The organism is Bacillus sp. 103mf (assembly GCF_900116295.1).
GTDB classification, from domain to species: domain Bacteria; phylum Bacillota; class Bacilli; order Bacillales; family Bacillaceae_G; genus Bacillus_A; species Bacillus_A bruguierae.
Window position 1 is genome coordinate 73,147 of the sequence record NZ_FPAF01000016.1, and the last position, 13,003, is coordinate 86,149.

General features: G+C 36.7%; 12 protein-coding genes. 8 read left to right on the plus strand and 4 right to left on the minus strand.

The genetic code is table 11. From position 1 onward, the window contains the following. Positions 1-110: 110 nt before the first annotated feature. Complete coding sequence (locus BM350_RS22420) at positions 111-332, minus strand: DeoR family transcriptional regulator (RefSeq protein ID WP_090918771.1); 222 nt, start codon at positions 330-332, stop codon at positions 111-113. Positions 333-684: 352 nt separating this feature from the next. Between BM350_RS22420 and pepV the strand changes: the two genes are divergently transcribed. From pepV to BM350_RS22440, 4 genes are all read left to right on the plus strand, one after another. Further along, on the plus strand, positions 685-2,091 hold the full coding sequence (gene pepV / locus BM350_RS22425; protein ID WP_090918712.1) for a dipeptidase PepV: 1,407 nt from the start codon (positions 685-687) through the stop codon (positions 2,089-2,091). Positions 2,092-2,478: 387 nt separating this feature from the next. Beyond that, entirely contained in the window at positions 2,479-3,033 is a 555-nt protein-coding gene (gene thpR / locus BM350_RS22430; protein WP_090918711.1) for an RNA 2',3'-cyclic phosphodiesterase, read from the plus strand. A gap of 67 nt (positions 3,034-3,100) precedes the next feature. Beyond that, the gene (pulA, locus tag BM350_RS22435; protein ID WP_090918709.1) at positions 3,101-5,242 is read left to right on the plus strand and encodes a type I pullulanase; all 2,142 of its coding nucleotides are present in this window, start codon (positions 3,101-3,103) and stop codon (positions 5,240-5,242) included. 242 nt (positions 5,243-5,484) lie between these two features. Next, positions 5,485-6,282, plus strand: coding sequence for a phosphotransferase family protein (locus BM350_RS22440; RefSeq protein WP_090918708.1), 798 nt, complete (start codon positions 5,485-5,487; stop codon positions 6,280-6,282). 1 nt (position 6,283) lies between these two features. On the opposite strand, the gene BM350_RS22445 is transcribed toward BM350_RS22440, so the two are convergent. Then, a complete protein-coding gene (locus BM350_RS22445; RefSeq protein WP_090918706.1) occupies positions 6,284-6,562 on the minus strand; it encodes a YtzH-like family protein in 279 nt (92 codons plus the stop codon). A gap of 197 nt (positions 6,563-6,759) precedes the next feature. On the opposite strand from BM350_RS22445, the gene trmB reads away from it, so the two are divergent. Then, positions 6,760-7,413, plus strand: a complete 654-nt coding sequence (gene trmB, locus BM350_RS22450; protein WP_090918705.1) for a tRNA (guanosine(46)-N7)-methyltransferase TrmB — start codon at positions 6,760-6,762, stop codon at positions 7,411-7,413. Between the two features lie 614 nt (positions 7,414-8,027). On the opposite strand, the gene BM350_RS22455 is transcribed toward trmB, so the two are convergent. Continuing rightward, positions 8,028-8,291 carry a ribosomal protein L7/L12 gene (locus BM350_RS22455; RefSeq protein WP_090918703.1) on the minus strand — a complete coding sequence of 88 codons (264 nt, stop codon included), beginning with the start codon at positions 8,289-8,291 and terminating at the stop codon, positions 8,028-8,030. 25 nt (positions 8,292-8,316) lie between these two features. Next, positions 8,317-8,832: a DUF1572 family protein gene (locus tag BM350_RS22460; RefSeq protein ID WP_090918701.1), complete on the minus strand. Its 516-nt coding sequence runs from the start codon at positions 8,830-8,832 to the stop codon at positions 8,317-8,319. Positions 8,833-9,016: 184 nt separating this feature from the next. On the opposite strand from BM350_RS22460, the gene BM350_RS22465 reads away from it, so the two are divergent. From BM350_RS22465 to BM350_RS22475, 3 genes are all read left to right on the plus strand, one after another. Continuing rightward, positions 9,017-9,418, plus strand: a complete 402-nt coding sequence (locus BM350_RS22465) for a YxeA family protein (protein ID WP_170857754.1) — start codon at positions 9,017-9,019, stop codon at positions 9,416-9,418. A 618-nt stretch (positions 9,419-10,036) separates the two neighbouring features. Then, a complete protein-coding gene (locus BM350_RS22470) occupies positions 10,037-11,383 on the plus strand; it encodes a 2-hydroxycarboxylate transporter family protein (RefSeq protein WP_090918697.1) in 1,347 nt (448 codons plus the stop codon). A 68-nt stretch (positions 11,384-11,451) separates the two neighbouring features. Further along, positions 11,452-12,663: an NAD(P)-dependent malic enzyme gene (locus BM350_RS22475; RefSeq protein WP_090918696.1), complete on the plus strand. Its 1,212-nt coding sequence runs from the start codon at positions 11,452-11,454 to the stop codon at positions 12,661-12,663. Positions 12,664-13,003 lie beyond the last annotated feature (340 nt).

The following is a 13,003-nucleotide window of genomic DNA, read 5'->3' on the forward strand; positions in this document are numbered from 1 at the left end:
AAGACGAGTGCAGGTTACAAGACTAAAATGAATTTATATCATAATCAAAAAGACCCCCATTCTTTCTATAAAGAATGGGGGTATGTATATAATAAATCAAGTTATACTCATCACGAGGTCATTCTCACTTTCTTTCCTGTTGTTGTCCACTTACCACGGCAAGGGCTATACACGAGTTCATTAAATTGCAACACATTCAGATCGCGCTGTATCGTTCGCGGTGTGATCCCGAACTCATCTACAAGGTCTTGCGTCGTTACGGTGCCTTTCTCATTAATGTAAATATAGATCGATTTAATGCGTGTTAGCATACGAGTAGTTGTAGGTTTTATCAAAAAACCACTCCTCTACAAGTTTTTTGACCCATTCAGGAAAGAAGGTCTTTATTTCCATTGTACTCCAAATGAAAAAAAACATGCTCTAACTTACTCAAATTTTACAAAATTTTAATATGTGATAGAGTTTGTAGAAAGAAAGTTGTTGATATTTTGTTTCTCTTTATCAACTATCTTATAAATTTCTACGTAAAACGTCAAATTCCTGCAAAAAAATTTAAAAAAATAAGAAAAAACTAATTTTAATTATCTGAAATATTAAAATTGTTCGTTATTAGACTTAAGCTTGCTAGCATAAAAAGAGATCGTTTGCTATGATGAAAAAGAGAATAGAGAAGAGGGTGAAAGTATGACAAATATAAATTGGATGCAAGAAGTAGAGAAACGAAAAGATGCTCTGATTCACGATGTGCAGCAATTTTTACAAATTAAAAGTGTATGGGAAGAAGAAACGGAAAAAGAAGGGGCACCGTTTGGAGAAGGTGTAGCAAAAGCATTATCTTTCATGTTAGATAAGGGAGAGACTGACGGATTTCTTTCTAAAAATTTAGAGGGATATGCAGGGCATTTAGAAATGGGACAAGGAGAAGAAATTGTTGGTATTTTATGTCACGTCGACGTAGTGCCAGAAGGAGATGGCTGGACAACGCCTGCATACAGCGCTGATATTCGTGACGGTAAAATCTTTGCACGCGGTGCGATTGATGATAAAGGTCCAACAATGGCAGCTTACTACGCAATGAAAATTGTAAAAGAACTAGAATTGCCGCTTTCTAAACGTGTTCGCATGATTTTAGGAACGGATGAAGAAAGTAACTGGAAGTGCGTAGACCATTACTTTAAACACGAAGAGATGCCGACGATGGGATTTGCTCCGGATGCAGATTTCCCAATTATTAATGCGGAAAAAGGAATTTGCGATTTATATGTTGTTCAAAATAAAAAAGAATATGCAGCAGGAGAAAATATATTAGTATCCTTCTCATCTGGACGCCGTTTAAATATGGTTCCTGATTTTGCAGAAGCTGCCCTAACGAGCGAAAAAGCAGTAGAACTTGCAAGTCAGTATGAACAATATATACAAGAAGCAAAGAAAAACGGGAAAGCAATTGTGGAAGGAAATACAGTTAGGCTGCAAGTAGAAGGGATTTCGGCACACGGTTCTACGCCGGAACAAGGCGAAAATGCAGGCTTAACACTTGTGAACTTCTTAACAACAATCTCTTTAGATGAGAAAGGCGGCGCATTTGCTAGCTTAGCTGCGGAAACATTTACAAATGATACGCTTGGAGAAAAAGCTGGCATTGCGTATGCAGATGAGATTACAGGTCCATTAACAGTAAACGTTGGTCTTCTTTCTTATACAAAAGAAGAAGGCGGTAAGCTCGGATTAAATATTCGTTATCCAGTCACAACAAACTTAGAAGGAACGCTGCAAACATTAACAAATTATGTGAGTGCAAAAGACTTTGCTATCACAAATGTGTCAGACTCTCGCCCGCATCACGTTGATAAAGATCATGTATTAATTCGTACGCTTCAGCGTGTATATGAAGAACAAACAGGAGAAAAAGCCGAGTTATTAGCAATTGGCGGCGGTACATATGCACGATCATTGAAGGCTGGTGTTGCGTTTGGTCCGCTATTCCCAGGGAAAGAAGAATTAGCGCATCAAAAAGATGAATATATTGAAATTGAAGATTTACTTAAAGCAACAGCGATTTATGCACATGCAATTTATGAATTAGCGAAGTAGTAGGATGGAAATTCAAAAACATAAAAGCTGTCTTTTTTAGGTGGGCTAGAGGGACTGGCCACGCTTAGAAGCGGTCAGCGCTTATGGCTGCCACGTGCCATGCAAAAACAAAGAGAGAAAACGAGTGCAGGTCACTTTTTGTTTTCCGTACCAGTGACTGATGTGTTGAAAAGAACATAAAATCTCTTTCTTTTAGTATGTACGAGAGGTACTGGTGACGCATAGAAAGAGGGAAAAGCATCTTCTTGCTACTTGCAATATGATATGTTAAAAAATCGAAACCAATGAATGAACCGCTCTTGATAAGGAGAGCGGCTTCTTTCATATGTATGGAGAATCAGCTTCACACGAATAATAGATGTATCCTGGAAAAAGGAGAGAGAAAAGATGGCGAGACATTATTTTATTGCAGTGAAATTACCAAATGAGATAAAGAACATATTGGCAGAGTGGAAAGAAATGATAGAAGAAACGACGCCATTTCGTTCTTGGGTACATAAAGAAGACTACCATATTACACTTTCGTTTTTAGGAAGTGCTGAGGAAAGGCAACTTGAAAAGTTAAAATTAGACTTGCAGCAGCTAGCAGAAATATCCCGTTTTTCACTTACATTGCAAGGATGTCATACATTTGGTGTAAAAGAACAGCCACGTGTTTTTTGGATAGGAGTGGAAGAAGAACGGGCTTTGTTTGACTTACAAAAAGAAGTGTATACGATATGTGAGCAAAATGGTTTTCAATTAGAAACGCGTCCGTATCATCCTCATATTACCGTAGCTCGTAAGTGGAAAGGAGAAGAGGCGTTTGATAAAAATCAGCTTCCCGCCCTGCTGCGGCGTATATTTGAAGTGGAAACAGTAACGTTATATGAAACACATGTAGAACGGATGCCAAAGTACGAGGCGATTTATGAAATATCTTTGCAGAATACACAAGCTTGAAAACGTTTTCTGAATTTTTGAATATACTATAGAAAATGGAATGTCTCTTGGGAAGGTGTGGATACATATGTTAAGCATACAGCGTACATTTGAAGCATATTTAGATGAGATGGATAAAATTACAGTTTTACTTCCGCATGCATACGGGACGAGTAGCGTATTCCATTTAAAACAAGGTGCAAATGAATGGGAGCTTTCAATCAATTGTGTCACCTCCCTTCCACATGTAACGAAATATGAGTGTAAAGTCAGCGAACCAATTACATTGAGTAACTGTTATATCATACGTGATGAACAGGGGGCAGAAACCGACTTACAGATGGGTGCTGTCATTCGGACAGAGAAATTTGATGAGTTATATATGTACGAAGGACGAGATTTAGGTGCTTCTTATTCCTACATTCAAACTGTATTTAAAGTGTGGGCACCAACAGCTACAAAAGCAAAAGTTCGTATTTATGAAAGTGAAACAGTGTATAAGGATTATGAAATGGAAGGACAGGAAAAAGGTGTTTGGAGTTACGAGTTAACGGGAGACTGGGACGGTGCAAAGTATACCTTTCTCGTCTGCATTAATTTAATTTGGCGAGAAGCGGTTGATCCATATGCAAAATCAGTGTCTGTAAACGGTACGTACGGAATTGTTGTAAACCTTGCGAAAACATATGTGCAAGATGAGGAACCACTACCTCTTATGACTTCTATGACGGATGCTGTTATTTATGAGGCGCATATTCGTGATATGACAGTTCATCCTCATAGCGGCGCAATGTATAAAGGGAAATATCTCGGTTTAACAGAAGAAGGAACGACAGGAGAACGAGGGACGGTAACAGGCCTTTCTTATATAAAGGAATTAGGTGTTACACATCTTGAACTATTACCGATTCATCATTATGCCGGAGTCGATGAGGAGCAGCCATTTGCAACGTATAATTGGGGGTATAATCCGTTATTTTATAATGTTCCAAATGGTAGCTATGCAACAAATCCTCTCGATCCGTACAATCGAATTGTTGAATGTAAACAAATGATTCAAGCACTTCATCGAAATGGTTTGCGCGTCATTATCGATGTTGTTTATAACCATGTGTATGAAAGAGAAACATCTTCTTTTGAAAAGCTTGTACCCGGATATTATTTTCGGCATGATGAAAATGGAATGCCGTCAAATGGGACGGGGGTTGGAAACGATATTGCCTCAGAGCGCAAGATGGTGCAGAGGTTTATTGTCGATTCAGTGTTATATTGGTTAACAGAGTATAAGGTGGATGGTTTCCGGTTTGACTTAATGGGAATTTTAGATGTTGAGACAATGAACGAAATCCGGCAGAAAGTAAATGAAGTAAAAGAGCATGTAATATTACTAGGTGAAGGATGGAATTTACAAACACCGCTTGCTGCGGATCAGAAGGCAACATTACAAAATGCAGCGAAACTACCATGTATCGCCCAGTTTAATGATCAATTTCGTGATGGAATTAAGGGAAGTACATTTGACGTGCAAAAATGCGGGTATGCGCTCGGAGAGACAACAAATAAAGAGCATATTCAATACTTGCTTACAGGAAGTATCCCTTATTTCAAACAGAAGAGTTTATTTACAGAACCTGTGCAAAGCATTAACTATGTAGAATGTCACGATAACATGACAATGTGGGATAAGATTATAGGTAGTAGTAAAGAAGAGGAACATATGCAAAAACGCCGCCATCGCCTTGCAACAACGATGACATTATTAGCACAAGGTATTCCGTTTTTACATGCTGGTCAAGAATTTTATCGTACAAAGCAAGGAAATGAAAATAGTTATAATGCTCCGGACTGTATTAATCAAATGGACTGGGATCAAAAAGAACGAGAAGAAGAAACGATTTCTTATATAAAAGGAATCATTCGTATTCGCAAATCACACGGAGCATTTCGTTTTGCGTCTTCTGAATTGATTAAACGGCATATGTCCTTTTTTAATACAGCTCCTTCTGTAATTGCATATTATTTACAAGATGTGCAGCAGTTTGGACCGTGGAAAGAGATTGTTGTGTTATTTCATAACGGAATAGAGGAGCAAACGGTTTCATTGCCTAAAGGTGGTACATGGCACGTACTTGCAAATGACGGAAAAGCGCATGAAAGTGTAATTTCTTCATTTGAGGGAGAGACAATTACCATTGCTCCGATTAGCACCTATATATTGACGAAATTGTGACGAATCGCCCCTTGACGATGCGAATATAATAAATGTAAAATTGAATAAGGTGGCTATTTAGTTAAGTTGCCAGTCTATCATTATTTTTGTAAAATAAAGTAAAAGGGTAAGCGGCTTGTCTGTTTCTTTTTCACTTTTACTTACTACTTGAAGCAGAATGGATGGAAACCCTGGGCATATGTTTGGATATGTTGTGGTTTTTCTTTTCATAACTATAAAAGATAAGGAATTGTTAACGGGTAATGAACATGGAATGGTTGGAACAATTGTTAGGAAAAGAATGGAAAGTAATACCAGCCGGAGGGGCGACAGGAGATGCCTATATTGCGCATAACGAATATCATAAAATCTTTTTAAAGCGCAATTCATCGCCCTTTCTTGCGGTATTGTCGGCAGAAGGAATTGTTCCGAAGTTACTTTGGACAAGGCGATTAACAAATGGTGATGTGATTTCGGCACAAAAGTGGCTCCCAGGACAAAAATTAGAACCAGAAGATATGAACTCTGAGCGAGTGGCAGCATTGTTGAAAAAAATTCATTCTTCTGAAGCGTTATTGCATATGATTCAAAAGCTTGGTAAACAGCCTTTGCATGCGCAAGATATACTAGAAGAAGCGCTTCTCACTTTACAAGAGGATGTAAAGCAAAATGAAGTCATTCAAAAAGGACTTCAGTATTTACAAAAGTCCCTTCAGAATGTAGAATTTGATCATCTTGCTGTTTGTCATTGCGATGTGAATCATAACAATTGGTTAGTAACAGATGATAACGAATTGTTTTTAATTGATTGGGACGGAGCGATTATTGCAGACCCAGCTCTTGATATTGGGATGTTACTCCATTGGTACGTTCCAAGAGATGAATGGCATGAGTGGCTTGAGCATTACGGATTAGAACTCACTGATTCTTTGCTAAGCCGTATGAAATGGTATGTTACGCTGCAATGTATGGTTTTTGTGCAATGGTATACAGCAAAAAATAAGCAAGTAGAAGCAGAATATTGGCTTCAATATTTAATGCAACTACTCGCTTCAGAATAAGTTAAGAAAAACTATCCATTCCTGTAATCCATTGTGACAGTTGTTCTTGATGACCAGAAATATGGTTATCTAAATCAGGAGAATATTTACCCGATTGACTATAGTAATATACATCGTTTAACATCGTTTTAACCTCATTACTCACATGGTCATTTACGAGTAACGATTGAATGAGACGTTCTAATTGTTCACATTCAGAAACCGTTCCACAGCAATCACTTTGATGATTGACTAAGATGTCTTTTAAGATTGCCATTTGATGTTCATGATTAAGTGGCATTTTGACACATCCTTTTCATTTGTTATCGTAACAATGAAACGAGCGTAACGAACCGCTGATGGAAATTGTATTTGATACACTTTGTAGTTTCCGTCAAAATAGTAAATTTTATACTTGAAAGAAACGGACCGAGTGCTCGTACGTACTTGGTTTTTTATATGATACACACATCTTGGAGTGCAGAGAGGGAGAGAACTATGCGTTTAAGACATAAACCATATGCAATGGACCGAACGAAAGAATATTCACAGTTTGTAATTGGAAATCCAGAAGAACATAACGGAAAATGGAAAGAATTATTTGGAAATGACAACCCGATTCACATTGAAGTTGGAACAGGCCGCGGCCGCTTCATGTACGAAATGGCAAAAGCAAATCCAAATGTAAACTATATTGGAATTGAGAAATTTACAAGTGTAGTTGTAGATGCACTTGATAAATTAATTGAATACGCGCTGCCGAATTTAAAATTAATTAATAAAGATGCAGAAGATTTAACAGTATTCTTTGGGGAGAATGAAATTGATCGTGTGTATTTAAATTTCTCTGATCCATGGCCGAAGAATCGTCATGAAAAACGCCGTTTAACGTATAAAACATTTTTACGTAACTACGAAACAGTACTTGTAAAAGGCGGAGAAATTCACTTCAAAACAGATAACCAAGCCCTGTTTGAATACTCTCTTACAAGTATGGCGGAATACGGCATGCTGCTGCCGTATATTAGCTTAGATCTTCACAACAGTGATTTTGAAGGAAACATTATGACGGAATACGAAGAAAAATTCTCAAGCAAGGGAAATCGTATTTACCGCGTTGAAGCAAAATATCGTACAGAACCTGCGCAATAATGCGGAGGTTTTTTTTATTCTTGGAAAGACAGTCGCAACCTGAGTTTAACTAAAGGGTGAATACGATAGATAGCGCATGTTTTAATGAAAATACTTTAGATATTGCCTTTGTTGATACTCTTGAAATTTTAATATGTGTTTAAAGTTAATAAAAAGTTCTATTGAGCAACAAACATTAAAGAATAATGCAGGGATGTAAGGAAATAAAAAAAGCCGCCACAAAGTACTAGCTTTGTGACAACTTCTTGAAAGGATAAAGAAAGAGCGGGAGCAGCACAAGAATGTCAATGAAAGTGAAAAAGGTTTTAAAAACTTAATTTTCAGAAAACTTAAAATATTAAGGGTTTTTTCGCTACTCTTTCTTTATTATTAAGAGTTTAACATTAAAAATAAAATAAATCAACGAAAAATAGACAATTTTCTTTAAAATTCGACAATTTATTAAATCTAGGAAATTAGGTTAGATTTAATAAATAATCACATACATGTTTATATATAAATACAAATTGGAACAACGACATAAAAACCCCTCTCTTTTTAGATGAGCGAGAGCATCTGGCCATGAATAAAAGTCTGTCACATGCAAGGCTAGCATTTTGCTAGCTTTTATAGCGCTATAAAGAATCAACATAATTTTTAGCTTCAAGTAATGACAACCCTAAAACCTCTCGTGCCTTCTTAATTGCTTTGATTTTATCTCCATCTTTCACTAGCTGGCGAAGTTTTTCGTTAATTGTATGCTCAGGGAGTTCCATGTGTTTAGCGATTTGATCTAATTTATCTTCTGTTCGTTTTAATCTTGTATGAATGTTGTTTAACTGATCGGAAATATAAAATATACCTAAAGCGATTACTGCTGTTAGAAGTAAATAATCCACATTTATCTCTCCTTTCTTGTTGACGTTATTTAACAAAATTTTTAGACTGTCCTCTCGGAATGCTTAATATTTTCCACTCCGAACCTTTAATTTGCTTACCGATATATAGAATTTGACCTAAGTGATTGCTGCAATGAGCAATTTCAATTTGAATGGCTTCTAAAACCGTTAAGGGATTTTTTCTAATGGTCACAATCTTTAGTAGATCATCTGTTTTAAGTTCTTGAATCGTTGAAAATAAGAGGAACCATCCTTTTTCCCAAATATGTAGTAATTCTTCTCTTGACTGGATCGTGTCAACGAATTCATCGTCGCGATCTCTTTCTTCTTTTTCTCCATCTGTTGTTAAAAAGCCAGTCCATCTTGAATGCATATTTCCACTTAAATGCTTCATAATGATTGCGACACTATTAGATTCTTCATTAGGTTGCCAATGGAGTTCTTGTTCGGTTAATTGTTCAATTGCTTGTTCTGCTCGTTCTTTTATATGTATAAATTGGGAAAGTACAGTAGATAAAAATTTGTCTTCAACTTGATTCATTAAAAAGGCTCCTCTCCATTTCCTTAATTTACCTTTATTTTATCACAAAAAAATTATGTGCAATGAGAAAAGGGAAACATTACAGAAATGTAATCTTGCTGTCATGTAAATCGATAACAAATCATATATAAAACTTTTATCATACAAACAGACATAGTAAATGAACAGAAGAGGTGTGATTCACTTGAAGAAATATGTAATAGGTATTACTTTATTCATGCTGTTATTTTCCATATCTTCAATGGTAGTGCTAGCTGTTGCTGAAAAAAATGATGCAATAGATATTAAAAAATGGGTAGCAAAAGAATATTACGTTCAAATCACAGAGAATGGAAAAGAAGAATCTGTACAAGATAATGATGGAGAAAAGCAGCCCGTGTATTGGTATACGATGAAAGCATATGATAAAAAGGGAAATGAAGAAACAGTTAAATTTTTTGCAACTAAAAACTTAAAATTACAGGCATTTCTGCGTGTGTATGTAAATGGTGAATATCCTGATAAAACACATGGAATTCAAAGATACGAAGAAATAACGACTAAGCAAATACCTGTGAAAGCAAAAGAAAAGTTAGGTGTGAATTAAAAACCCCTTTCTTTTTAGGAGGACGAGAGCAACTGGTCATGCATAGATGCGGTCAGGGCCTTTTTCTGCCACATACAAGGGTTAAACCAAAGGGAGAAAGCAAGTGGGGAGCACTTTTTTGTATAGCGGCAGTTTATATGTTGGAAAGTTAAAATGAATTTATATATAAACAAGGGCATGCTGATAGATTATTGCTATCCAGCATGCCTTTACGTTTCATACTCATGTAATTCTGTATATTCCTTTTGTAGTGTCCCCTCTACATTATTTTTTCATGTACGTGATGAATCCTGATAGGGAGGCCATCAAAGAAAAAACAATGGGATCATAAGGAATTGAGCCCTCACACATTTCTTGAACATGTTTACTCCATTCATACAATTTCATTTCGTAACTTCACCTCGCTGGGGGTTGATTATTCTTAATATTTAAATTATAACACGAAAAAAGTATCCAAAATCAAAGAAGCCAAGGGAATTGTAAGATTAGAAAAGTCAGATCAGAAAATTGGTCTGACCTCTTTCTTTAATTACAAAACCACTTACAAAACTTACAAAATCTATTATTACTATTGAAAGCGTTTTAATATTGTAAATAACAACATAAGGGGGTGCCTCTATGGGGATTCAAAATCAAGTGGAAACGATGTCACCTGCAGGTGAAGGAGAAACAAAGCAGGAAACATTCATTTCAAAAATTATGAACATAAAAATTGGTGTTATACCGTTACCTTTATATCTTGTGCTAGCAGCGGTTATTTACGGAGCATCTGTATATAATAAGTTGCCAGCGGATATGATTGGCGGATTTGCAGTTATTATGATTATGGGTATTTTCTTAGGCGATATCGGAATGAAAATTCCAATTTTAAAGAACGTTGGTGGACCAGCAATTCTTTCATTATTTATTCCGTCATTTCTCGTGTTCTTTAATTGGATGAACCCAGCATCAATGAATGCTGTGAATATGTTGATGAAAAAATCGAACTTTTTATATTTATATATTTCTTGTTTAGTAATCGGAAGTGTTTTAGGAATGAGCCGTAAAGTGTTAGTGCAAGGCTTTATTCGTATGTTTATTCCATTAGTTGTAGGAACACTAGCTTCTATTGCAGTTGGATTATTAGTTGGATCATTATTTGGATTTGAAATGAAGAGAACGTTCTTCTTTATCATTGTACCAATTGTGAGCGGTGGTATCGGAGAAGGTATTTTACCACTTTCTTTAGCTTACAGTGAAATTTTACATCAATCATCAGCAACATTTGTATCTCAGCTTATTCCAGCAGCGGTTATCGGAAATATGTTTGCGATTGTAGGCGCTGGATACATGAAGCGATTAGGTGAGAAAAAACCAGAGCTTAGCGGTAATGGTGTATTGGTGAAAACAGGTAATCAAGATGACTTATTAAAAGAACAAAATACAGAAAAACCAATTGACTTCTCATTAATGGGAGCAGGTTTATTAATTGCATGTACGTTCTTTATTTTCGGTGGACTTGCTTCTAAATTTATCGGTATTCCAGGGGCAATCATTATGATCTTTTCAGCAGCACTTGTAAAATACTTTAAATTAATGCCAGCAAAAATGGAGCAAGGTGCCTATCACTTATATAAATTTATTTCAACAAGCTTAACGTGGCCATTAATGGTTGGTTTAGGACTATTATACATTCCGTTAAAAGATGTAGCAGCTGTTCTTTCAGTTGGATATGTTGCGGTGTGTGCATCAGTAGTAGTAACAATGATCGCGACTGGTTTCCTTGTGGGGAAAGTTATGAAAATGTACCCAGTTGAATCTGCGATTGTAACAGGATGCCATAGCGGACTAGGCGGAACGGGAGACGTTGCGATTTTATCAGCTTCAAACCGTATGGAATTAATGCCGTTTGCCCAAATTTCAACGCGTTTAGGCGGAGCAGCAATGGTTGTAACTGCATCAATTTTATTAAAAATGTTTTCGTAATGTAACATCAGGCAAGCTAGCTATGTAAAGACGTAGCTAGCTTGTAAAATTAGGAGGAGATTATTTCTATGTTAGAGAGTCAAATTAAAGAACGTTCGTTATTACTTCATAAAGAATTAGTAGGAAAAATTGAAATTACAAGTAAAGTAGAAGTAAATTCAGCTGATGATTTAAGTTTGACATATACACCGGGCGTAGCGGAATCTTGTAAGGCGATTGCGGCAGATGAAGAAACAGCCTATGACTATACAGCGCGCGGTAATATGGTTGCGGTTGTCTCAGATGGAACGGCAGTACTTGGCTTAGGTGATATTGGACCGAAAGCAGCTATGCCTGTTATGGAAGGAAAAAGTATTTTATTTAAAACGTTTGCGAATGTCGATGCATTTCCGCTTTGTCTTGGAACGACTGATGTAGATGAAATCGTAACCATCGTTAAAAATTTAGAACCTACATTTGCGGGTATTAATTTAGAAGATATTGCAGCGCCGCGCTGTTTTGAAATTGAAAAGCGTTTAAAAGAAGAAACAAACATTCCAGTATTCCATGATGATCAGCATGGAACAGCGATTGTTGTTTTAGCAGCAGTTATTAACGCGTTAAAAGTTGTAAATAAAACGATGGATGAAGTGAAGATTGTCATTAATGGTGCTGGTTCTGCAGGGATTGCAATTGGTAAATTGTTATTAAAAGCAGGCGCACAGCATATGACGTTAGTAAGTTTAGAAGGTGTCGTTTGTGAAGGAGAATCATGGATGAACCCTGCACAAATCGAGATTGCGAAAGAAACAAATCGCGAACATGTACGCGGAACATTAAAAGAAGCGATTCAGGGCGCAGACATTTTTATCGGCGTATCTGCTCCTAACGTATTAACAAAAGAACATGTGAAGACAATGAATGAAAATCCGATTGTGTTTGCAATGGCGAATCCAGTACCAGAAATATTCCCAGAAGAGGCACTGGAGGCGGGAGCAGCTGTTGTTGGAACAGGACGTTCTGATTTTCCAAACCAAGTGAACAATGTATTAGCATTCCCGGGTATATTCCGCGGTGCATTAGATGTGCGTGCTACAGATGTTACTGAGGAAATGAAATTAGCTGCCGCGTATGGAATCGCTAACATCATTACAGATGAAGAACGAAATGCAAATTATGTTATCCCAAATCCATTGGATAAAAGAGTTGTACCAAGTGTAGCAGCTGCGGTAGCAAAAGCAGCAATCGAATCAGGTGTGGCACAAATTAAAAAAGTACCAAACTATTCAATCGAACAATAAAGTGAAACTTTGATGCGAGAAATATATCGAGCTTGGATATATTACGAATCTAAAAGATGTGGATCGTGTATGTCTAAGCTGGATACATGCCACCTATTTTAAAACTGCTCCCCATCTTTAAGAGGTGGGGAGCAGTTTTATTTCTTCTCTATAAATCCTATTTTTTCAACCATATGTATTCCTTCTCAATATATCAATTTTCATTTTTCGACATCTTTGTCTAGCTCTGCCTCCTAGGCCCTCATGTCTAAGAACCTTCCACACAAGAAGGTAAAAAGCACCTTCTGTGTGAAAGAACCTTAGCCAATGGGCCTAAACAGTCGGCTCCGCTTTTCTTTAT

Excerpts from the sequence above, each read along its gene's own strand:
- pepV (WP_090918712.1), top strand. The coding sequence starts at position 685 with ATGACAAATATAAATTGGATGCAAGAAGTAGAGAAACGAAAAGATGCT.
- thpR (WP_090918711.1), top strand. The coding sequence starts at position 2,479 with ATGGCGAGACATTATTTTATTGCAGTGAAATTACCAAATGAGATAAAG.
- pulA (WP_090918709.1), top strand. The coding sequence starts at position 3,101 with ATGTTAAGCATACAGCGTACATTTGAAGCATATTTAGATGAGATGGAT.
- BM350_RS22440 (WP_090918708.1), top strand. The coding sequence starts at position 5,485 with ATGAACATGGAATGGTTGGAACAATTGTTAGGAAAAGAATGGAAAGTA.
- BM350_RS22445 (WP_090918706.1), bottom strand. The coding sequence starts at position 6,562 with ATGCCACTTAATCATGAACATCAAATGGCAATCTTAAAAGACATCTTA.
- trmB (WP_090918705.1), top strand. The coding sequence starts at position 6,760 with ATGCGTTTAAGACATAAACCATATGCAATGGACCGAACGAAAGAATAT.
- BM350_RS22460 (WP_090918701.1), bottom strand. The coding sequence starts at position 8,832 with ATGAATCAAGTTGAAGACAAATTTTTATCTACTGTACTTTCCCAATTT.
- BM350_RS22470 (WP_090918697.1), top strand. The coding sequence starts at position 10,037 with ATGGGGATTCAAAATCAAGTGGAAACGATGTCACCTGCAGGTGAAGGA.
- BM350_RS22475 (WP_090918696.1), top strand. The coding sequence starts at position 11,452 with ATGTTAGAGAGTCAAATTAAAGAACGTTCGTTATTACTTCATAAAGAA.